The sequence below is a fragment of the Gardnerella sp. KA00288 genome, from assembly GCF_049244085.1.
In the GTDB taxonomy this organism is placed as follows: domain Bacteria; phylum Actinomycetota; class Actinomycetes; order Actinomycetales; family Bifidobacteriaceae; genus Bifidobacterium; species Bifidobacterium greenwoodii.
Genome location: NZ_CP058373.1, coordinates 1,005,815 through 1,027,603 on the forward strand (window position 1 = coordinate 1,005,815; position 21,789 = coordinate 1,027,603).

At 37.3% G+C, this 21,789-nt stretch carries 25 protein-coding genes and 2 pseudogenes; 3 read left to right on the forward strand and 24 right to left on the reverse strand.

Going from position 1 to position 21,789, the window contains the following annotated elements; genetic code table 11:
- Positions 1-67 precede the first annotated feature (67 nt).
- Positions 68-388: a type II toxin-antitoxin system RelE/ParE family toxin gene (locus HXT52_RS03765; protein ID WP_421775748.1), complete on the reverse strand. Its 321-nt coding sequence runs from the start codon at positions 386-388 to the stop codon at positions 68-70.
- Positions 385-690 carry a type II toxin-antitoxin system RelB/DinJ family antitoxin gene (locus HXT52_RS03770; protein WP_421775749.1) on the reverse strand — a complete coding sequence of 102 codons (306 nt, stop codon included), beginning with the start codon at positions 688-690 and terminating at the stop codon, positions 385-387. The genes HXT52_RS03765 and HXT52_RS03770 overlap by 4 nt, the downstream gene beginning before the upstream one ends.
- A 209-nt stretch (positions 691-899) precedes the next feature.
- On the opposite strand from HXT52_RS03770, the gene HXT52_RS03775 reads away from it, so the two are divergent.
- Together HXT52_RS03775 and HXT52_RS03780 are read left to right on the forward strand one after the other, a co-directional pair.
- The gene (locus tag HXT52_RS03775; RefSeq protein WP_004134772.1) at positions 900-1,103 is read left to right on the forward strand and encodes a helix-turn-helix transcriptional regulator; all 204 of its coding nucleotides are present in this window, start codon (positions 900-902) and stop codon (positions 1,101-1,103) included.
- Positions 1,100-1,501, forward strand: a complete 402-nt coding sequence (locus tag HXT52_RS03780) for a DUF2178 domain-containing protein (protein ID WP_421775750.1) — start codon at positions 1,100-1,102, stop codon at positions 1,499-1,501. The genes HXT52_RS03775 and HXT52_RS03780 overlap by 4 nt, the downstream gene beginning before the upstream one ends.
- A gap of 245 nt (positions 1,502-1,746) precedes the next feature.
- Here HXT52_RS03780 and HXT52_RS03785 read toward each other — a convergent pair whose 3' ends face one another.
- The 13 genes and pseudogenes from HXT52_RS03785 to HXT52_RS03845 form a co-directional block, all read right to left on the reverse strand.
- The gene (locus HXT52_RS03785) at positions 1,747-3,030 is read right to left on the reverse strand and encodes a YcxB family protein (RefSeq protein ID WP_421775751.1); all 1,284 of its coding nucleotides are present in this window, start codon (positions 3,028-3,030) and stop codon (positions 1,747-1,749) included.
- Between the two features lie 13 nt (positions 3,031-3,043).
- Positions 3,044-3,340, reverse strand: coding sequence for a type II toxin-antitoxin system RelB/DinJ family antitoxin (locus HXT52_RS03790; protein WP_421775752.1), 297 nt, complete (start codon positions 3,338-3,340; stop codon positions 3,044-3,046).
- 130 nt (positions 3,341-3,470) lie between these two features.
- A complete protein-coding gene (locus HXT52_RS03795) occupies positions 3,471-3,905 on the reverse strand; it encodes a hypothetical protein (RefSeq protein ID WP_421776182.1) in 435 nt (144 codons plus the stop codon).
- Positions 3,906-4,152: 247 nt separating this feature from the next.
- Positions 4,153-4,293 carry a hypothetical protein gene (locus HXT52_RS03800; RefSeq protein ID WP_004136349.1) on the reverse strand — a complete coding sequence of 47 codons (141 nt, stop codon included), beginning with the start codon at positions 4,291-4,293 and terminating at the stop codon, positions 4,153-4,155.
- Between the two features lie 334 nt (positions 4,294-4,627).
- Positions 4,628-4,726: pseudogene (locus tag HXT52_RS03805) on the reverse strand (conjugal transfer protein TraG); the annotation flags it as partial.
- A 31-nt stretch (positions 4,727-4,757) separates the two neighbouring features.
- Positions 4,758-5,243, reverse strand: coding sequence for an NUDIX hydrolase (locus HXT52_RS03810; RefSeq protein ID WP_421775753.1), 486 nt, complete (start codon positions 5,241-5,243; stop codon positions 4,758-4,760).
- Between the two features lie 860 nt (positions 5,244-6,103).
- Entirely contained in the window at positions 6,104-7,276 is a 1,173-nt protein-coding gene (locus HXT52_RS03815) for an ATP-binding protein (RefSeq protein ID WP_421775754.1), read from the reverse strand.
- A 132-nt stretch (positions 7,277-7,408) separates the two neighbouring features.
- Positions 7,409-7,603, reverse strand: coding sequence for a hypothetical protein (locus HXT52_RS03820; protein WP_421775755.1), 195 nt, complete (start codon positions 7,601-7,603; stop codon positions 7,409-7,411).
- Positions 7,604-7,913: 310 nt separating this feature from the next.
- Complete coding sequence (locus HXT52_RS03825) at positions 7,914-8,525, reverse strand: CadD family cadmium resistance transporter (protein ID WP_353938827.1); 612 nt, start codon at positions 8,523-8,525, stop codon at positions 7,914-7,916.
- A 147-nt stretch (positions 8,526-8,672) separates the two neighbouring features.
- A pseudogene (locus tag HXT52_RS03830) lies at positions 8,673-8,951 on the reverse strand (hypothetical protein).
- A gap of 186 nt (positions 8,952-9,137) precedes the next feature.
- Positions 9,138-9,317: a hypothetical protein gene (locus HXT52_RS03835; RefSeq protein ID WP_421775756.1), complete on the reverse strand. Its 180-nt coding sequence runs from the start codon at positions 9,315-9,317 to the stop codon at positions 9,138-9,140.
- A gap of 388 nt (positions 9,318-9,705) precedes the next feature.
- Positions 9,706-10,197, reverse strand: a complete 492-nt coding sequence (locus HXT52_RS03840; protein WP_004136327.1) for an NUDIX hydrolase — start codon at positions 10,195-10,197, stop codon at positions 9,706-9,708.
- A gap of 46 nt (positions 10,198-10,243) precedes the next feature.
- Entirely contained in the window at positions 10,244-10,582 is a 339-nt protein-coding gene (locus tag HXT52_RS03845) for a hypothetical protein (RefSeq protein ID WP_004136326.1), read from the reverse strand.
- A 129-nt stretch (positions 10,583-10,711) separates the two neighbouring features.
- On the opposite strand from HXT52_RS03845, the gene HXT52_RS03850 reads away from it, so the two are divergent.
- Positions 10,712-11,515, forward strand: a complete 804-nt coding sequence (locus HXT52_RS03850; protein WP_004136325.1) for a sulfite exporter TauE/SafE family protein — start codon at positions 10,712-10,714, stop codon at positions 11,513-11,515.
- Between the two features lie 583 nt (positions 11,516-12,098).
- On the opposite strand, the gene HXT52_RS03855 is transcribed toward HXT52_RS03850, so the two are convergent.
- The 9 genes from HXT52_RS03855 to HXT52_RS03895 form a co-directional block, all read right to left on the reverse strand.
- On the reverse strand, positions 12,099-13,577 hold the full coding sequence (locus HXT52_RS03855; RefSeq protein WP_246904755.1) for an Lsa family ABC-F type ribosomal protection protein: 1,479 nt from the start codon (positions 13,575-13,577) through the stop codon (positions 12,099-12,101).
- 111 nt (positions 13,578-13,688) lie between these two features.
- Positions 13,689-13,973 carry a hypothetical protein gene (locus HXT52_RS03860; protein ID WP_004136320.1) on the reverse strand — a complete coding sequence of 95 codons (285 nt, stop codon included), beginning with the start codon at positions 13,971-13,973 and terminating at the stop codon, positions 13,689-13,691.
- Positions 13,974-14,065: 92 nt separating this feature from the next.
- Entirely contained in the window at positions 14,066-14,659 is a 594-nt protein-coding gene (locus HXT52_RS03865) for a DUF4097 family beta strand repeat-containing protein (RefSeq protein ID WP_004136319.1), read from the reverse strand.
- Positions 14,660-14,948: 289 nt separating this feature from the next.
- On the reverse strand, positions 14,949-15,674 hold the full coding sequence (locus tag HXT52_RS03870) for a MerR family transcriptional regulator (RefSeq protein ID WP_415696781.1): 726 nt from the start codon (positions 15,672-15,674) through the stop codon (positions 14,949-14,951).
- A gap of 567 nt (positions 15,675-16,241) precedes the next feature.
- On the reverse strand, positions 16,242-17,513 hold the full coding sequence (locus tag HXT52_RS03875; protein ID WP_421775757.1) for an ATP-binding protein: 1,272 nt from the start codon (positions 17,511-17,513) through the stop codon (positions 16,242-16,244).
- Positions 17,514-17,753: 240 nt separating this feature from the next.
- The gene (locus HXT52_RS03880; RefSeq protein WP_421775758.1) at positions 17,754-19,160 is read right to left on the reverse strand and encodes a class I SAM-dependent RNA methyltransferase; all 1,407 of its coding nucleotides are present in this window, start codon (positions 19,158-19,160) and stop codon (positions 17,754-17,756) included.
- Positions 19,161-19,170: 10 nt separating this feature from the next.
- The gene (locus tag HXT52_RS03885; RefSeq protein ID WP_421775759.1) at positions 19,171-19,902 is read right to left on the reverse strand and encodes a DUF3159 domain-containing protein; all 732 of its coding nucleotides are present in this window, start codon (positions 19,900-19,902) and stop codon (positions 19,171-19,173) included.
- A 30-nt stretch (positions 19,903-19,932) separates the two neighbouring features.
- Entirely contained in the window at positions 19,933-20,694 is a 762-nt protein-coding gene (locus tag HXT52_RS03890; RefSeq protein ID WP_421775760.1) for a DUF3710 domain-containing protein, read from the reverse strand.
- 156 nt (positions 20,695-20,850) lie between these two features.
- Complete coding sequence (locus HXT52_RS03895) at positions 20,851-21,717, reverse strand: exodeoxyribonuclease III (RefSeq protein WP_421775761.1); 867 nt, start codon at positions 21,715-21,717, stop codon at positions 20,851-20,853.
- Positions 21,718-21,789 lie beyond the last annotated feature (72 nt).

Sequence of the window (21,789 nt, forward strand, 5' to 3'; positions counted from 1 at the left end):
TTTTGAGTGCACAGAATGGATATTGGGTGCACCTTTTAACGATAACCACTTTCTATCGTTAAAAGGTTTAATTGCCATTTATAACTTTCTCAATATCTCTTTTCCCATAAAGCACACGAGAAACCACAACTTCATGCTTTTCTTCAAAAACAAAATAAAAAATAAGAAAATTATCACACGCCATGAACCTTAAACTTCTACTTCTCCATGGCTCAAAACTAACTAAACGATGCGCAAGAGGAAACTCATCAAGACTCAATATTGCTTTCTCCAACCTATTTACCTGCCCCTGCGCGTTTTTCAAAGACAGTAAATTAAACGCAATATAAGCATAAATACCACGCAAGTCTTCTTCAGCCTCATGCGAAATGTGAACCGAGTAAATCATAAGTTAAATTCCTTATGCAAGGACTCAAAAACCTTATCCGCAGGCTTCACATTACCAGATAAAACCGACTTATACCCCTTTTCCAACTCATCATTCAACTCACCTTGAGTCATAGAACTCACATCACGCGGCTCTCTATAACCCAATTTCACATCAAAAGGAAGCCCCTGCTGTAAAACAACCTGCTTATAAAACATGGTAATAGCACTCGAAGGAGGAAGACCCAAAGAATTCAATATATACTCTGCCTGCTCTTTTAACTCCGGATCAATACGAGTATACAAGTTAGCTGTTTTCGCCATACAATCACCCCTTATTTCTTACAATGATTATACAACATTGCATTGGCATTGCAATGTCACTGCATTAGCATAAGCACAAGCAAAGAAAAACTCACGACAAGTGCTCACCACATCTTTATTCAATACAATGGAAAGCTAACTTGACATTTACTCTCGAAAAGATTATCCTATATGTAAAGCTAGCTTTCCATTAGGAAGGAGAATGTAATGTGAAAAATAGACTTGAACAAATTAGAAAAGAAAAAGGCATAACACAAGAAGAACTTGCTGACGCACTCGAAGTATCAAGACAAACAGTCGGTTCTTTGGAAAATGGAAGATACAACCCGTCAATCATATTGGCATACAAAATTGCTAAGTACTTTGATTTAACAATCGAAGAAATATTTATCTACGAGGAAGATAAAAAATGAAAAAACAAAAAAACCAGAATTTTTGGTACATAGGATATGTAATAGGAATTTGCGGACTAATTCTTGCACTCACTCTTAAACTGAACGAATCCGTCGAAATTGTACTATCAGTTATTTTTGTTGCAACTATCTCACTTTCACACGTAAAAATCATGCACTATAAGATGATGAAAAAAGACCACACCTACAAAATAAATGTGAACGATGAAAGAAACGAGAAAATCAAAGATAAAGTAAATGCAACAATGGCATTCATACTAATGCACCTAATGGGAATAATTGCCATAATTGCATTTATCGCAAAAGCATATTTGCCAGCTGCTCTTTTAGCTATTTCAGTCGCCTTTTCTCCATTAATCATGTTTTTTATCAACAAATATTATGAGAAAAAATATTAAAACCAGACCCATCCACCCATTTACTACTTATTACGAAGAAAACCAACTTTCATAAATTCTTTATCTCCAATACGGAACTTTTTACTATTATTGCTACGATTTGTTCCCTAAAACATAAGCAACTAGAGCACGCAAATATGGATTCTACTATCTGACAATCACTATCTGACAATCACTATCTGGCAATCTTCAGATACTCTTCGATTCTGGCATCCAACAATTCTGCCTACTACCACTCTGCCCTACTACCAATATGCCCTACTGCTCTTTGCAATTACTCCAGTGCTATATTCATAAGTATAAGTGTTCTGCATATGAGCATCACTCGGCGACCAGCTTCCATTTGAAGATTTTGAAACCTTAAACAGAATATAAAGACCACATTTTCCATCCTGAGAATCCCTGTTATACTGCAGATAGGTAATGTCCGAACGGCTTTCACTCAGAACAAAATACATATCCCCCTTCGCAGTATAACTCTCCTTAAACGTAAATCCTTTCGCCGCAAAATACTTATCAAATATCTTAAGCGCTGCATTTCTTTCCTTCTTTGATTCTAAATCACGCTCAGCGGCATCATGCAAATCGTAATTTTTATCTGGCTCTTCAGCCTTTAATCTTGTATCTTTTAATCTTGTATCTTTCCTGTTATTGCGATCGATTCTGCTATACCACTCAGATTCACTTATTTTTGGATCAATATCACTTGAATCTTTCATTGGTCGAAGATACTTAAGGAAAAATGGGCCTTCAGACTTATAAAGATAATACTCAAAAGGAGCATACATATCATCCACGTGCTCTGTGTATGTACCATTATCATTTTGTTTCACAGAATATCTGCCAACAATAAACAAAACGTCAAAAAATCCAAGACCTAAGATAATCAATACACAAAGTAGAACATGTAGACAACGAAGTACAATTCTTATACCTATCTTCCGTACTAGTGAGATAAGATAGAGATTATAGAAGACACATACAAGAGCAATCGTAATCATCCAAACAACTGGCATTGCCGCGCATATAACATACGCCCAAGTCTGCAAAAGCCACTGATTTGGAAGACGTACCGCAGTTATTCCAAAGAATGCAGTTAGAATACCACTTAACACAAAAAAGCAACAAAGAATCAGCGAGATTCTACCCTCCCACCGTTGCTTACCATAGCTAAGAAAAGATTTATTACGCTCTACATTCGCACTCCTAAAACGACTATGTATATTGCGCTGCCAAATAACACAAATAACCCAAATAAGAGAAACTCCAACAAGAAACAGAATTGCAAAACAATAAGTGATCCATCCAAAAAGCTGTAGCTTATTGGACGCCATAAAAGCAGTTCCAATAATCATTAAGATGGAAAAGATTTCCGCACTCAGCCGCAAAACCTTATACTTTGGCAATTCCTTATTTGCACTGTTAAGGTTCTCACATATTTGCTCATGTGATTCACAATATAGTGGATTTTTCTCCTCTCTGGGAGTATGTTCCTGCTTTTCCTTCTCTTTCATCGATGAATCTGACATTTTTCTGTTCCTATCATCGTTCAAGATCTTCAAAAACATCATCTATCGTATAACTATCACCTTGAACCGCCTGATCATAGTCTTTATCCATCAACGCGTTAAACGTTTTCTCATCCATATCATCTTGTGCTGGAAGCGACTTTGGAATAGTAAGCGAAAACGGAATACCGTTATTAAGAATGATTTGACGATAAAACATGTCAATAGCAGTAGCCCTAGTAATTCCAATAGTTTCCAGAATCTGCTCCGCCTGCTGCTTAATATTTTCTTGTATTCTCACATTCACATTCGCTGTTTTAGTAACTGCCATATCAACCAATCTCCATAAACACACCATAAAATACTGTATCGCATATTGCAATACAATTTACATGAATAGGATGTCTTGACTGATATATACGCTTTCAACATTCTCACTAATAATTTAGTGCAAAATATTACTATTTCTTCTTATAACCTATAGCAACATTACCTGTTTTATTAATCCCTGGTACTTTAAGAACATCAGAACTTGACTTGTCTTTTAAATCAAATTTACCAACTAAAAATAAAGCTTTATACCCTGAACTAGGCAAATTAAACTGTGAGTCAACTAATTTGACGGGCTTATCTCCAAGAGTGACTTTAGACAAATCATAATGAGAATCCAGAATATCTCGTGACACAAAGAGATACAACTCATCCTTATTCATATAGTTTTCTGGTATACGAAACTCTTCTTGAGACACCGCCACTGTTTCCCAATGATACGACGCAAGCGCCGCCTTCTCATCATCGTCGGCACATCCCGCAAGAGAAAAGAGAGAACCTAGCAGCAGAAGCATAACAAGACAACTTTGAAAAATGTTTTTACAAAAAATAGTTTTACTTCTCATAACACCATTACCTTCCTTTTCATTAACACAACTTTGGATTAAATGATTATAAAACAGATTATTAAGCAAACAAGATCTACAATTCACTCTGATTACTGTAATAATCTTAATAAATATATTACTTTTTCGTATTAATTTGTCTAGATTATCGACACTAATCTCTTCATTTACTAGCAAACTATACTTTTCATAAACAGTAAGATTCACGAAACAGAAGAACCAGAAGAATTAATATCGTCATGCACGTTTAATACTTCCAACGATATTCCCTCATAAACGAAGCAATTACCTGCAAATATTCACCTTTATAATATTCAACAAGCAACTTCTTAAACTCAGGAACCTTATTTTCTGAAATAAGCAACAAGCCATTACCGTGAGAAATCAAATAATGTAGGGAACTTTTTTACAATTTCTACACCGATTTGTTCCCCAAAAACACAAGCAATCAAATTAATAATCACTCGACTGAAAATAGTAAGCCGCGCTCAAAAACCGCGAAAACCCAGCTTAAAACCGCTTCGCATTAAACCTTTTAACGATAGCCCTCGCAAACCCCTGCTACACAAGGACTAAAATGCACCCACCTAATCAGCCTCCTGCATCTTATAGCACGGTGAAGCGCCGTGATGGTGAGAAGCCCCGCTTATTTTCTCGTTTGAGTTTGAACATAAAAATAGCAGACAAAGGGAAGGAAATGAATTCACACCAAAGTGAGTGTTTGACCTTCTATTAAGCTTAACCTTGCCTTTTCTCTTTATATATTCTTCAATATCAAACACATTATTATTGTCATAATCTTCTAAGAAATAATGTTTATGTAACGATCTCTTGCCATAATAGCTGGATTCATTAATATCTTTCATCTGAAATTATATGCTCTATTCCACTATGCTCCGATTTAAGATATTCTTTCATAAATGTCGGGTAAGCCTTGCACTTATCAAGCTCATCTATAGGTAACCAATGCATTGTCTCTTTAGCACCTGACTCTGTAGTGCTTTGGCTCGTAAAATCTCTTTTGCCCATGGGTTTCATCATGTAGTAGAATGTCAGCTCATGGAAGTCTACTCCTTTTAAGCCAGAGCTGCCGATGAAGAAGTTCTCGTGTATGACGGCAAGGTGATCTACTTCATAATTAAGACCTGTCTCTTCAAATACTTCTCTCTTGACGGCTTCTTCTGATGTCTCGCCCATGTGAACCGCTCCGCCAACTGAGTAGTAATAGTCGTCCTCATCATTTCTTGCAAATAGCACACAACCTTCTTCGACTATGATGGCTGCTGCTCTATATCTAAATGCTTTTTTATCGTTAATAAATCCGCAATTATGTTCCATAGTTTACTCCTTTAGAAAATCTGGTAAATATTTGTGTATAATACCTTCTTGCGAAAAATTCATTGTATCCATCAATAAAACATATTTAGGATAATTATCCTTAACCAACCGATAAACACCAAATTCCCTACTACGAGTCTCTTCACCAGCCATCAAATAAGAGACTTGATAACTTGGAGGAATAAATCTTATCGAGAACAGAAGAAGGCTGGGTGTGGCTGTCTAAAAAATGTCCACACCCACGACGTTAAAGCCTATATGTACGACATTTTTAATCATACTTTCACTCCTTGGGGGGGGGGGTAATATAAGCGCAAGCATACCATATTTCGTCTGGATAACACCTGTTATTCGCCACAAAATCGACGCTGAAAGTCACTTATTTCTTTCCAAGCCTCCACACTTTGAGCACTACTTCTATTACTCCGTAAGTCAATGCAGCCAACGGCCAACCGTTTTGTTTACGCAGTTCCAATATTTTATCTGCTAAAATCATAAAAACATCTCCATTTCAAACTCGGATTCATCATGATTATGGTGAAATTATAGATGAAACAGCAGTTGCGTAGTAGCAAGTGCGATTGGCAATTTCCGTTGAAAGCGCAATTTCTGCCGACAAATGAGCGCAACCGACCGCCAATTTGTTTTCTCTCATTTTTGCACAGCGCTTTCCAATCATCTTAACGAACGCCGCCAAACATCGGAACTAAAATCCGCCAAGCGTCCTACTAATACACCAGTAAAGCCACACAGCACAGATGACTCAGTTCGTAGAGATTTCAATCCCATAGCAACGACCGTCTGTTTATTTCGCTTGACATGCATAAGCATTTACATAAAAGCATTTACATCAACGTCATCTAGAACATCTGGTAGTTTTTCGTATCCTTGAAGTTAACATACTCAACGCCATTAAATTGTGGGTATGACTGTCCTGTGTAAATAATTTTAGGGTTCTTTGCATTTTCTTCTGCATTTACAAAAGATAGCAAATTCTTAGAAAACGATCTATTAGGTGTCATTGATGTTTTTATTTCGATTGGATATAAAGCATTTTCTTTCTTTATAATCAAATCCACTTCTATACCTTTTTCTGTTCTCATGTAAAACAGCTGAGGAGTTTTATTCTCATTCAATCGAGATTTTAGGACTTCCGAAACGATTAGATTTTCAAAAAGATTTCCACGTAACGGATCTCTATTCGCTTGATTTTCTGTTTCAATTCCCAATAAGTATGAAGCCAATCCAATTTCTGTAAAATAGATTTTTGGCGATTTGGTGTGCCGCTTTGAAATGTTAGAAAAATATGGCTGTAACTTATAGACTATATAAGATGCCTCAAGTACTGACAGCCATTGCGACAAAGTTGCAGATGAAACGCCAACATCTCCAGACATAGAAGACAAATTTACAACTTGCCCAACTCTGCCTGCAAGCAAGGTTAAGAATCGTAGAAACTTATCCAAATTCTTAACTTCCAACATTTCGCGTAAATCTTTTTCCACATAGGTATTCAAATAATCGCGATAATACACACTGCTTTCTCTTGAATTTTCTCTATACAATTCAGGCATACAACCCTGAATCAATAACTTATCGGCAGATAATTTACCTAGACGTCCATCTTCGGCAAGTTCATCCATGCTTAATGGGAGAAGCGTTACTATGCTCGTTCTACCTGCTAAAGATTGAGAAATTTCTTTTTGCAGGGTTGATTGATGACTTCCAGTTAGTATAAATCGTCCATTTCTCTCTCTGTCCTCGTCAACCATAACTTGCACTGCTGAAAGAAGCTCAGGCACTCGCTGAACTTCATCTATAATAAGAGGTTCTTTGTAGCTTGCAAAAAATCCTCGGTAATCTTCTGTAGCTAACGCTCTAGTAAAAGGATCTTCTAAATTGACGTAATTGTATTCTGGAAAACACTCCTTTACTAGGGTGGTTTTACCAGATTGTCTTGGTCCAATTACAGTAACTACAGGCACTTGCTTGGAAACTTGTACCAACTTTTCAGCAACTTTTCTTTTTATCATAAAAGACTCCCTTTTCATAATAGGGTATACATTTTGGGCGTAATTTTCAAGTTCAACTTTAAAATTACGCCCAAAATGGTCAACTTATCTTTTACGAGTAAAAAACACGCAGCAAAAGAATTGCTCCGTACACTAAATATTTTGCCCTTTATGATTTGATGACATGTATTTTACACACCGTGCTTTCCAATCATCCTCACTAACGCAAGCAAATACATCCGTTACAGCCTGCAAATCTTCACCTTCATAATACCCAACAAGCAACTTCTTAAACTCAGAAACCTTATTTCCTGGAATAACCAGCAAACCGTTACTGTGAGAAATCAAATAATGTAGGGAACTTTTTTACAATTTTTATACCATTTTGTTCCCCAAAACATAAGCAACTAGAGCGCACAACTACTCGACAGCAAAATCACACTCAAAAATCGCAAGAACCCAGCTTAAAGCCGCCACACGCTAAACTTTTTAACGATAGCCATCGCAAACCCCTGCTATACAAGGGCAAAAATGCACCCACCTAATCAGCCTCCTGCATCTTATAGTACGATCAAGCGCCGTGACGGTGGAGAAGCTCTGCTTATTTTCTCGTTTGAGTTTGAACGTAAAAATAGCAGATAAAGGGAAGGAAATGAATTTACACCACTTTTAGGACTTGACCTATTAAATAATTAATAGTTCCATTTTCAATCAATATATAGAGACCGAGTCCAATAAACACGACAGGTACAATTATTTTTTCGTACTTTTCCACAGTCTCTCCGATAGCAGAAATTGAGGCGAGATTTTGAGATAATTTGCATAGAATCAAAATCCCTAAGGCAAATATTACTAAACTTATACTAATCTCAATCAAACTCTTTCCTGTAAAATAGGGGATATAAATTCCTAAATTATCTCCACCCATTGCCACTGTTAAACTTGTAAATGCTAAGATTTTTGATCCATTTCCGGTAATTTTTCCCTCGATATCTTCTTCATCAATATCTTCATCCACAAAAATTGCTCTTATACCAAGACCTAGCGGAATTAGACCAAGGAGTCCGATAATCCAATCTTGTGGAATAAAATTTAAAAAGTAAGCGGCAATAAGACTAGCCAGTACAAGCAGTCCTGTACCTAAATACTGCCCTACATAAATTGATTTCAAACCTTTCTTTCCTTGACTAGCGAATAAAATAGTCAAAACAACTAAGTAGTCAATGGATGTAGAAACAAAAACTAATAAAGCGGATACTATTGTTTCCATTATTCCTCCTTTCAAAATGTTAAATTTTTTAGACAGACGCACCCTCTTCTCTCCATTGATACTCAACCCGTAACTCTTTTAACAGCAAAAAACACGTCAGCGACTTGCTGATATACTTTTATTTTACCTTACACTTTTCCTGTAAGCTTAACACTTTAGTTCTGTTTTGCTCCCATCAAGGAAGATAATATCAACCTTTCCATCTTGATTCACGGTTAGATAGTAAACCATGCTAAGTCAGACGTTTTCATCGAACACTGTTAACAAGTCCTGTTTTTTCAAGTCCTCGATAAAATATTCAACTCCATCATGCCTCATCTGCTTTTCAACAATGCGAGCCTTTACTCCCTTAAGCCTTGATTCTACAGTATTAAACCTGTTCACTAGACTCGTATATTTTTTCTCATACTCATCCTGATTCTGCAATTTCCGTGCATTTTCATTGATACAGTTGTTAATCTTTTAACGATAACCCTAACTAATCACCGGCTAAACAGGACGGACATTGAGCCTGACTTTAAGATTCATAAAAAGAAGTGACTATTACTGACAGAAATCAGTAATAGTCACACAACGTGAGATATTCAACTATTGACTTGAACCAAACAAAATTCAATCAGTCTTTCGAAGGACAGTCTTAAGCAAGATCACTGTGACACCAATAACAAAAGAGGTAAAACCAATTCTAATAGCAAGTGTGCCACCCCATATTAAGGCAACCAGCATCGCGATTAAGGCAACCGTCAAGCCAAACATCGCTACTTCACGGCAAAAACGAACGAGCTTGTCCATTTCCTTAAAAACCTCCTCGTACACATACTAATAATCAGGCCTCATTTTAACTTTTGAGCTATATTTTACCACTTCACCAGCTGGGTGCAAAGTGGCGAATCGACTTGAATGGGCGCTTTGACAGAGCTTGAAATTGCATAACGCATTTCAAGCTCCTTCAAAGCGTGATTTGGCTCAAATGTAAAGTCCAGTGGACTTTACATGCCAAATCAGCCGAACGGCTACTAATAGCCGTGAGGAATAACATAATTCGCGAATGCACATCGATTCGCTGAGCTTGCTCAAAGTTGAAAGCACAGTGTGCTTTCAACGCAAGCGAAGTACGTTAACATCCTGTGCACTCGACCCTAGAGCGTAGACATCTTCCCTCAAACAGCAAAACTTGAATTTATATATCTACTGTTTTAATAAGTTTGATTGCCCTTGATGATACTAACTCGTCTTGGCTCATTTCCAAAAGGCTCTTTTTATCTACCCACTTATAATTAACCGTTTCTCCTTTTTGAAGAGCAATTGCATTTTTCTTACAATCGGTTACGCATAGATATTCAACATAAAGAGAGTGGTAAACATCCTGCACAAATCTTCCGATCTCCATAATTTTTGAAGCTTCAATACCTGTTTCTTCTTTTAATTCTCTTACTGCACATTCTAATGGTGTTTCATATTGCAATGCAGAACCACCTGCTGTCAACTCCCACATTCCACCGAATTTCTTTTCAAAATCTCTTTGCATAATAAGGTAAGTACCATCTATATGTTTAACAATTACTTCGCCCACCAAATGATACATGCCGTCAGGAATTGGTTCTCCTCTCACTAATGTAATATTCTTTAATTTATTAAATTCTTTATCATACGCATCCCAAATCTCAGCCATAAAACCCTCCATAAGGCCTGATTGTCAATTTCATTAAATATGAATTTTATCTTTCTCCAGTGGATACAAAGCCATTGTTCACTTCTACATAAAGCTTACCAATCTCAATATCTGCGATGAGCACTTGATTAGAATCAGATTCAACCTCACAAACTTCCACATCATGTGGCAAACTCACAACAATTTCAGGCATACCCTGAGTAAGCCACCTCAGCCAATTCGAAGCTGAGACTTTTTTAGTTTGAATAAGCCTTATAACATTTTGCGCTTCCTCAACCCTCAATATATCTTGTTCACAGTTAACAAAGCTCACACCAAAGGTATCAGCACGTCTCACCGTTAAACGAACATCTTTCGTCTCTGCGATAAACTTCTTATTATCCATTACTTACGTTAATTAGATAAATAAATACATAAATTACAATTGAACTAGTATAGAAATATTCTATTTTTCATATAATATAGTAAAAGCAGTGAATAAAGTACGAGGAGGTATTTTGTGAAGAAAAGATATATGTTGAGAAATATTTTTAAAATCAAATATAACTTCCATAATATTGTTTTAATCGTTTTCATTGGACTATTAGCAGGTTTCTTATCAGGATTGTTCGGTGTAGGTGGAGGAATGGTGATAGTTCCTGCATTAACTGTTTTTATGAAATTTGATCAGCGTCATGCTACTGCTACTTCTCTTGTTGCCATAATTATAACGTCACTTTGTGGAAGCATTGTTTACGGTTTAAACGGCAAAGTGTCATTTTTATCAGCATTTTTTCTAATAATAGGTTCAGTTTTCGGATCACAAATTGGGGTATATTTTTCACATATTTTGCCTAAAAAAATATTTCCTTGGTGTTTTACACTTTTTGTATTACTAGTTATATGTTCTAGTCAAGTTTGGATTCCGTTAAGAAATGTAGATTTTAATGTTAGTTTTTTAAAAGCTATATGTCTTATATTTATAGGCGTTGTTTCTGGTATTTTTTCAGGTATTTTAGGCGTTGGTGGCGGAGGAATTATAGTGCCATGCGTGCAACTTTTGCTCGGCATGGGAGACCTTATGGCAAGAGGAACTGCTTTGCTTGCCACGCTTCCTACAGTTATAAGTGGTAGTATTGCTAATGCTCGTTACCATTATACTCATTTTACTGAAGGAATTATTATCGGTATTTTTGCGACATTTACTGTAAACTTAGGCGCAATAATTGCGCGCAGTATTTCACCTTTTATATGCAATATATTGTTTTGTATTTTTTTGTTCAGCGTATGCTTACAAATGATATTAAAAACAGGTATTTTAGCTAAGAATAAGCGTTAAATATGTAAAGTCTTTGACTTTTATTTATTTGAAAAAATAGTTTTTAATATAAAAAGTGGGGCTTAGATTTAAGCCCCACGATATAGGAGAATGTTATAAAGTAACTTTTTACAATTATGCCATTTGAGTAACATCTCTTTTTGCTTGTATAAATTTTATTATCATGTTTTTTGCGTGATAAATAATTACGCAAACTATACTGTATATCCTCACTTCACATGGTGGGTGCAAAGTGTGTGCACTTTTTAACGTTAACACCCTGTGCACTCGACCCCAGAGCGTTGATATCTTCCCTCATACAGAAAAATCGCACTCAAAAACCGCGAGAAGTAAGCTTAAAGCCGCTTCGCATTAAACCTTTTAACAATAGCCCTCGCAAACCCCTGCTATACAAGGGCAAACTTGCACCCACCTATTAAGCCCGTGACATCAATACGACAATCTCACATGTATCAAGACTACCCTGATGATAACCATGCATCAAAAAAGAGCCTTAACGTTCGTTGCAGGAAAGAAGCTGGCAAGGGGAATGTCGTATGATGATAAAAGTCTAAGGCACTACAAACTGGGATTTGGATTTTACTTAAAATTGTATTATTTTATTGGCGATATCTTCTACAAATCGCTTATCGTGTTCCACAAATATGAGTGTAGGCTTTGCTTCTTTTATAATTTCCTCAATCTGTATTCTTGATATTACATCTATATAATTCAGTGGTTCGTCCCAAACAAATATATGAGCTGGCTTTGAGAAACTTACAGCAATTAAAACTTTCTTTTTTTGTCCATCACTATAATTCTTCATATCCATTTCAAATAATTCTCTTGAAAAATCTAATTTTCTTAAAATTGTTTTACACAATGTTTCATCAACATCTTGCTTGTGAATATATTCATTTAGGCTACCTGTTAAATTAGATGTGTCTTGAGGAATATACGAGATTTTTAAATTACCTGCTAATTTTATCTCACCTGTATACTCGTGATTTATACCTAATAAAATTTTAATCAAGGTTGATTTTCCGCTACCATTACCCCCATATATAGCCACTATGTCGCCTTGCTTTATCTCGAAACTTACATTGCTTAATATCTGTCTCTCTCCATAGCATGATGATAAATTGCTAACCGATATTAGAGGATTTTTATGATGATGTAACGGATGCAGTAATAGGCTTTCCTTTATTTCGATATCTTTTAGTAAACTCTGTTTTTCTTCTATTGCCTTGTTTTGTCTATTCTCCAAATTCTTAGATTTTTTCATCATCTTGGCTGATTGATGACCTATATGTCCTTTGTCTGGTTTTACACCTGATACTTTCACACCATTTTTAGTATTCTCAATTTTATCAGACCAAATTTGACTTTGTCTTGCAGACTCTTTTAATCGTTTAATATCTTTTCTTAATCTCTCATTTTGACTAATTTCAAATTGGTCTTTCATCACTTTGTTTTCATACCATGATGTAAAATTTCCCGATTGGACATCAATAGAATTCCTGTTAATAGAAATAACATGATTGATACAACCATCTAAAAAATCTCTATCATGAGATATAAGCAAAAATCCTTTTTTACTTTTCAGATATTCACTTACAATTTTTCTTCCGTCCATATCTAAATGGTTTGTTGGTTCATCAATAAGTAAAAAGCCATCTTCTCTTGTAAACAAAATAGCTAAAAGGATTTTTGTTTGTTCTCCTTTAGAAAGCGTTTCAAATTCCCTATAAACAAGGTTCTCATCTACATTTAGTAAACTGAGTTCTCTAAATAATTTCCATTCTTCATCATCTGATATTAGTTCTTTATATAACTCAATTCCTAATTTTGAAGTATCGCTTATATTTGGTGGAAATTTAATAAATTCAACATCCTTGCTTATTTTGCCTTGATAAGTTTCTTGATTTAAAAGTAACTTAAATAGAGTTGATTTACCAATTCCATTTCTTCCTATCAAACCCGTTTTCCAGTTTGTATCAAAGGAAAACGATACATTTTTAAATATGGGTTTTACATATCCATAATATGAGAAAGTGAGGTTTTCAATTTTAATTACTGACATAAAACGCCTCCCTAAATTATCATTTACCACCCTGGGTGCAAAGTGTGTGTGCACCTTTTAACGTTTAGTTTTTCCTGTATTACTACGGTTATCACTGCTTTGCTTTTTCAGTTATTTCAATTCTCGATTAGGTAATTTTCCAGTTCTCAAAGCGACAGTAACAAACTCAACCTCTTGCAAGCACTTCTCGCAAAGTTCATAACCTTCATTGAAGTTCACTCTTGACCTAAATGTGCTAGCAATGAATTCGCATGGTGAGGCGATCCTTTCAACTACACCGCACCGTTCGCACTCAGCATACACATTTCCATCCTTAATTGGAATAAACATTCCATGGTCTTTCTCATTTCCCATGACGCTAACATCTTCGAAATCATCAAATTTTACATAGAGCATATACGGCTTACTCCTTTATTGGTATGTCTATAATACGCTCTAATTCCAACTTATATCAAGTTTTATTGCTTCTTTTTTGATCTACATGTCTGCTACTTCGCAATAGCTTTCCCATTAAGACAGTGCACCATGTAATGCGCAAAACCATCGTTTTTACAGTTTACCTTCTTCTTATCTGAAACCTCGGTGACACCATTCTCACAATCTACTTCAAGGCTTGCATCCTTGGTGATTGTTCCTTCTAAAATACTCATGCCATTTAACGTATCAAGCGTACAAACATGAGTTACTTCTACGTTTGTTGCTGAAACCGACCCATTACAACATTTAAGAAAAACATCATCCGCTTTCAAATTAACAACTTCTACCTTGCCATTGCCCACTTCTACATAAAGCTTACCAATCTCAATATCCGTGATGAGCACTTGATTAGAATCAGATTCAACCTCACAAACTTCAACATCATGTGGCAAACTCACAAGAATTTCAGGCATACCCTGAGTAAACCACCTCAGCCAATTCGAAGCTGAAACTTTTTTAGTTTGAATAAGCCTTATAACATTTTGCGCATCCTCAACCCTCAATATATCTTGTTCACAGTTAACAAAGCTCACACCAAAGGTATCAGCACGTTTCACCGTTAAACGAACATCTTTCGTCTCTGCGATAAACTTCTTATTATCCATTCCTTAAGCACCTCCTCGTGCACATACTAATAATCAGGTTTCATTTTACCTTTTGAGCTATATTTTCCCACTTCACAGCCTGGGTGCAAAGTGGGTGCACTTTTTAACGATAGGAAGGGCTATCGTTAAAAAGTTTGAGAATCTATTTTCTACAAAACAATTTTTTATTCTGGTAGAAAATTAAAGCACCTTTTTGTAATGATCCCCAAAAGTTAGATTTTTGGTCCAACTTTTGGGAGCACTACATTAGTTAATTAGGTGTTTTTAATCAATAAGTCGATTATAAAACTTACTTGCAATAATATTCGATTGCCTTGTTGACAAATACTGATGTCCCTTCGCCTGCAAACGCATCTATATTTTTCGTAAAATCACCACCGGAAGCATACATCTTGCCAAGTCCGGATAAAATCTCATTCGAGCACTTATAGAAGTTAGCTGTAATAAATTCCTGCAGTTTCTTTACCAAAGCCTGAACTTCAACTGAATCGCTGGGTTGTGATTTTACCTTGCCAAATTCTGCAAAAATCAGCATGAGTTGTTGATGGAGCATTTTTGTTTCCTCGCTGTTTCTCCTTTTTTCTTTAGCTTCAAATTCCTTGAATTCCGGCGTATCTCCCCAATACTCTTTTGCCTGTTTGGCATACTCATCAATTTTGCTTGTGTCAAATGCTGTAAAGTTCATATAGTTACCTCCTAGTGCTTTTAATCCCTTTGCAAAAAGAATTAAATTTTCCAAATGCTCTTTTTTCAGGATTAATAATTTGATTTGTTGTTCCAGCGCTAAATCTTTGTCGAAATGCTCACTGGTTATTATTTCTTTAATTTCTTTGAGCGGAAATTCCAAAGCTTTAAACAGCAAAATGGATTGTAATACCTTTAGATCCTCATCACCATACAACCTATATCCTGACTCCGAATAAGCAGACGGTTTTAACAAACCGATTTTGTCGTAATACTGAAGAGTACGAATACTAATTCCTGCTATCTTACTGACTTCATTCACTGTTTTCACTATCTCACCTCCTTACTTATCACTAGAATAAAGTATTACGCAACGTCATAGTCAAGTATTTTTGCTAGCGTTGTCATCTAATGCTCAACTCTGCGCTAAAAACTCCACTACAGACTTACATTCGAGCTGTATTTTCCCACTTCGCACCTGAGTGCAAGTGGGTGCACTTTTTAACGATAGGAAAAGCTATCGTTAAAAGGTTTAAGATTGGCTTGATAACACGTTTACATTACAATTCTTCCAGTTGTTTAGTCTGGTCTCTTCCCATGTAAATAACCGCAAGCATTTGGGCTTGCAGCTGTCCACTAAATACCCTTTTCAAAATCATCAAAAATATCCTCTATAGGAATGTAAACGTAAAAAATTAAAATTCACCTTTGGGATGCTGCTTGATAACGAAAATAATATCGGTAATCACATGACCCCCCCCCAAAAAAAGTATAGAAAATATGGCGAGGAAAAGAAATGGTATGGAGCCTCTGTTGACTGCGCTTGAAATAAGAAAATCCACTTCATACGTTGGATTCTTGTAAGACCAGCAGTCTCATATGTGTGAACATAAAAACATTAAGGTCTTAGAGCAGTAATAGGTATTACGCAAACACCATCATTTCTTTTATAAGCAAAAGGAGCTTTGGCACATAAAACTGCCATAAATGAAGGTTTAGACATGTTTTCAGTATCTATCTTAGATGCTAAATCTTTTAAAGTTTTAACACCTTCTTCTATTAATTTATCTCCACCGAGCTTAATTTCAACTAGACCATAAGACCCATTTCTTAAATGAATTACCGCATCACATTCTAAACCATTCTTATCTCTATAGTGATAAACTGTTCCATCTAAATAGTCCGTATAAATCTTTAAGTCACGAACACATAAATTTTCAAATAAAAATCCCATAGTTTTTAAATCACATAACAAATCTTTAGGTCCAATTCCTAAAGCAGCAGTTGCAATAGACGGGTCTGAAAAATATCTAGTATCCGTTGTACGTATGGACGCTTTAGATCTTAAATTTGGATTCCATGCAGGCGAGTCTTCTATCACGAACATTTTTCTTAGGGCATCAAGATAAGAATAAAGAGTCACTTGATCAAATGTATCCTCTTGATTGACCAACATATCTTGTCTTATAGTTTCTAGTGAGCTTTGCGAGCCAACATGCCTTGCGTAAGATTTAAGTAGTCTTTTTGCTTTTTCTTTATCTCTTTTTACAGAATCCACTCTACTAATATCTGTAGAAACAACGGATTTGTAATAATCTATCGCTTGAAATAAAGACGGTTTTTCGTCTAAACCAATTGCTTTCGGCCATCCGCCTCTACATATTAAAAAGGCTATTTTTTCAAGACTAGTTTCATTAATAGCCGAAATATTTTTATCTTCAAATAAATCTCTAAGAGAAACTTCACCACTTGAGTCTTTTGATTCATACAAACTCATAGGTCGCATCAAAAGCCTGGAGATTCTGCCTATGCCTGTATGCATAGAGTCATCAAATTCATTAGGCACCGCCGAACCCGTTAATATAAATTGGCCAAACTCATCTCTGTTGTCAACCTCATATCGCACTGCATTCCATATATTAGGTGCTATTTGCCATTCATCTATCAGCCTTGGAGTTTCTCCTTCAAGTAGTGTACTAGGAGAAAGTTCTACCATTTGTTGATATTGTTTCGTCATATCAGGAAGATCCATAGATATAAAACTTTTAGCCTTTTGTTTTGCCGTTGTAGTCTTTCCGCACCATTTAGGCCCTTCAATTAAAATTGCTCCCTTTGCGTCTAATCGTTCTTCTAACAATTTATCTGCAATTCTGGGTAAATACTCCTTCATAATCTCCTCCGATGCTTATTAGTTAGGTAAACTTTATCAGCTATTCAAGTATTTGTCCAGTTTTCATTCAAGTATTTGGCGGACTTTTATTCAAGCATTTGTCCAGTTTTCATTCATGCATTTGGACAATAACTATTCTATAGTTTGCATATTCGGTATAATTCCCAACAAACAACTTCTTAAACGCAGCAACTAGACTGCACGCATAGTAGATGTCATCAAAACGATATCTTGAAACAGTCACGATTTGCAAAGGAGCGCCACTGATTCTGTATGATGAGTGTTGGGATATATGTCGAACGCGCGCAAAGACTGAACGCTGTAGCCAAGTTCTTTAAACGTGCCAACATCGCGAGCAAGACTGGTCGGATCGCAAGCAACATACACAACAGCTCTTGCTCCAGACTTCGCAATCTGCTTACAAACTTGAGCTTTAGCACCAGCGCGCGGAGGATCTAACACAACAACATCTGGATGCGCAAATCGGCGCACAATTTTAGATGACTTACTCGCCTTAAACACCTGCGATTCAAGCGTTTGCGCAACATCGCCTTGCAAAGCTTCAACAACATCCCTGCTAAGACCAGCGCGTCCAATATTTCGCCTTGCGTTCTTTACAGCAATCGGCGCACCCTCAATACTAAGCACACGGGCTGGCTCTGCAGAACCAACGGAACCTGCATCACCAGCAGAATCTCCGCCAACATTAGCCAAAGTCGCAAGAGGAATCGTAAACAAACCCGAACCAGAATACAAATCCCACAAAACAGTATTTTTAGTGCGACCACCAAGCGCAGAACGAACTAATCCCAAAACATAGTTCACTAAATGCTCTGGAGCTGCGCGATGAATCTGCCAAAAACCGCGCGCGTCAACATCGTAGTCAAAAGTACGCATACGCGATGAATCACCAGCAGCCGCAACGCGCACACGCTCACGCAACAAAGCTGAGCCTGCAACCAACTCATCATTTACTATAAGCGCATAATTTTCGCCAATCGCACTAAGAAGCGCAGACTTATCATTAAAATCTAAACCATCAACTCGAGGCTCTGGAACAGCAAGGCGAATTTGCGCATTTGGAGAGAAAGTACGATTCCACAAATCCAAAGAATCCGCAACTGCTAAAACCGCGCGCGACGCAAGCGGCATAGTATCAATAGCAATGCGATCATGCGACTCTCGCTTTCGCATAGACAATCGCCCTTCATCATCCGCCACCAACTCCATGCGCGTACGCCAATTAAATCCGTTAAGCTCCTCATCCCCTGGAATGCGCTCAACGCTAACATCACTTTCCGCAATATCCATGTGCGCTAAACGTTGGAATTGGTTGGCAATTACGGAAGCCTTCCAACGAATCTGACCAGGCAAAGAAACGTGAATTAAATCCGCTCCTCCAACTCCGCCGCCCTGAGACAAGGGACCCGCGAGCTTCCATTGCGGCTCCACACGATCCGCGCTAGGCTCCAAAACTTCTACAACTTCGCCAGTAAAAAAGTGCGCTTTTGCACGCATCGGCTCATCCATGCGCACAACAACCAGCTCACCAGGTAACGCAAATCGCACGAACACAACGCGTCCTTCGAGATGACCTACACATCTTCCTTGATCTGCATAACGCTCGATTCGCATCGTCACCTGCATAGACTACCCCTTAGTTTTGCGCTTTGTTAAGCTGATTTTCTTCGCGATTTTTATGATGTAGACGCATAAATGGCGTTGCAATAATCAAGTAAGAAACCCAAATCGCCAGCGCCCAGAACGGCAATCCCATAATCAAGCGAACGGTACCAAGCCATACAACGTGATTCGTCAAATATAATGGCACTTGCAAAACGAGTCTCAGCGCAAAAACACCAATCCACAATCCAGTAACATACATATACGCACGCTTAAGTGGCCTGTAATCAAGCCATTCGTGAAGCCACGCGCCAAAATTTTCAGTAGGCATTTTACGAATAGACTCAATCACAAGCCCAAGCGCTGGCACGCGCGCAATCAGCGAAATCGCAAGAAGCACACCATACACAGCGTTTGTAATAAAGCCCATCATGTAGTAGTCGCGAGCTTGATGACTCGTCCACACCCAAATAAGGCAAATTGCAATGGAAACAAGTCCACTAATTGCTCCCATAAGAGATTGCCTTTGAATAAGACGAACCGCAACTTGCAAAACAGCAATCACAGCTGCCACAATAACCGTTGTTTGCACATTTCGTGTTATAACAAAGCAAATAACGAACAATAAGCCAGGTAGCATGGATTCGATTATTCCTCGAATACCACCTATGGAATCAATTACAGAAAAGTTGCTTCTGTCAGAACCGATAGAGGCAAGGGAAGCAAGCCCAGAACTTTTTTTGCCATAAGCGTTATTTTTCTTCAAGATGATATCCTTATGCTACTTAACTTACTGCTATCTAACCTCAGAAAACATTGGTCCGCGAGAAAGCGTAGTTTTTACATCAACTTGCTGATCGTATCCTAAAGGCTTATCTTCTTTTTTTAAAGCGTCATCAGCATTTTCTTCAGATGAACTATTACTTTCATCATTATTTTCTTCTAATCTATGCGCTGATTCTTTTTCTTCACGAGTTAATGGCTCATGCATAGGAATAAGATCGCGAGGCGCTAATGGTTCTTCACCGCGATTTACAACAATCCCCTTAAACCATTCGTCTAATTGCTTAGTTTCATTATTATTTTCTGCCAACTCTGTTGCTGCAGGCCCAGAAAATACTCCACGAAGCATCCAGCGAGGACCATCAACTCCAACGATACGAGTTGTAATACTCTTTTCTCCAACTTTTACAGGCAGCAAAAGTTCAGTTCCAAATTCGCCTTGTGATGTGCAAGCTTGGCTATTTCCGTCAAGTAAGTCTTTGCATACTTCATTCCAAATACCAGTAGATTTCGGAGCAGCAAAAGCTTCAACTTCAACACTTGACGATCCGTAAGTTACTGTTGCACCAATTACTTGATCATTTTCACGCTGCTTTTTTACGCGTAATTCTATACCTTGGAAATATGGAATATAAATTGAGCCAAAATCAAGATAATCACTGAAATCAGGAGCATCTTCATCGTTGAAATCCCATGGACCAGTTTTTAACTTCACAACTTCATCTATATCTTTTGAAGATTCTACTTCTTTATTTCGGCCAAATAACCAGCCCATTATTCCTCATTTCTTAAAACAACAAGCACAACAATAAGCATAATGCTAATCATCGTAAATTGCTCAACTTCACCAGATTATCACAAACAAAGCACTGAAAATATGCATATGAGCAAATGCTATTACTTTATTTATTTCAGTTAATGTGATTAATAATCACACACCGTATTTTATGGTTAAAGGCGCGTGATCCGACCATCTTGCCTCATAACTTTCAGCCCGATCAATCACAAAGCCACAAGCGCTTTCTGCAATTTCTGGCGTTGCAAACTGATAGTCTAATCTCCAACCAACGTTATTGTCGAAAGCTTTGCCGCGCTGACTCCACCAAGTGTATGGTCCTTGAATATCTCCCGCAAGCATGCGCATAACGTCTACAAATTCATACTCGTTAATCCAGCGGTCAATATACGCGCGTTCCTCCGGCAAAAATCCTGCACTTTTTTCATTTGCTTTAGCGTTTTTAATATCTAACGGCGTATGCGCAATATTAAAATCACCGCACAAAATCGCTTGATTTCCGCCACTTGCAGCAATATCTCTAAGCTCACCCAAGCGAATAAGCATTGTGTCTAAGAAGCGGAATTTTTGCTGCATTTTTTGCGGATCATCCACGTTTCCAGCGTGAACATACACTGAAGCAATAGTAATTTCATACCCCTCAGGGGTACGGACGTCAGTTTCAACCCATCGCCCAGAATCAACATCATCACTTAAGCCGGGCAAACCGTAGCGTTTTTCAATTACAGGAAGTGATGTTACTAGCGCTACCCCAGCTCGACCTTTTATGCGGCAAACTTCGTTTGCATAAGTAAAATTATCGTTTTCTACAGGATTTGCGATATTTTCAGACGCGCGATATCCCATTTCAATTTTTGTCATAATTGGGTCGATTGCATCCTGCGGAGCGCGCACTTCTTGCATACACCACACGTCAGGAGTGTGAGAATTGGACCAGTCAAGCATCCCCTTACGCTCGGCCGCACGAATACCATTTAAGTTTGAAGTAGTAATTGTGATCATAAATCTAACTCTAATATGCGCGTTACACAAATATGCACGCTACGTAAAACAAAAAATAAGGTGCAGAAATTT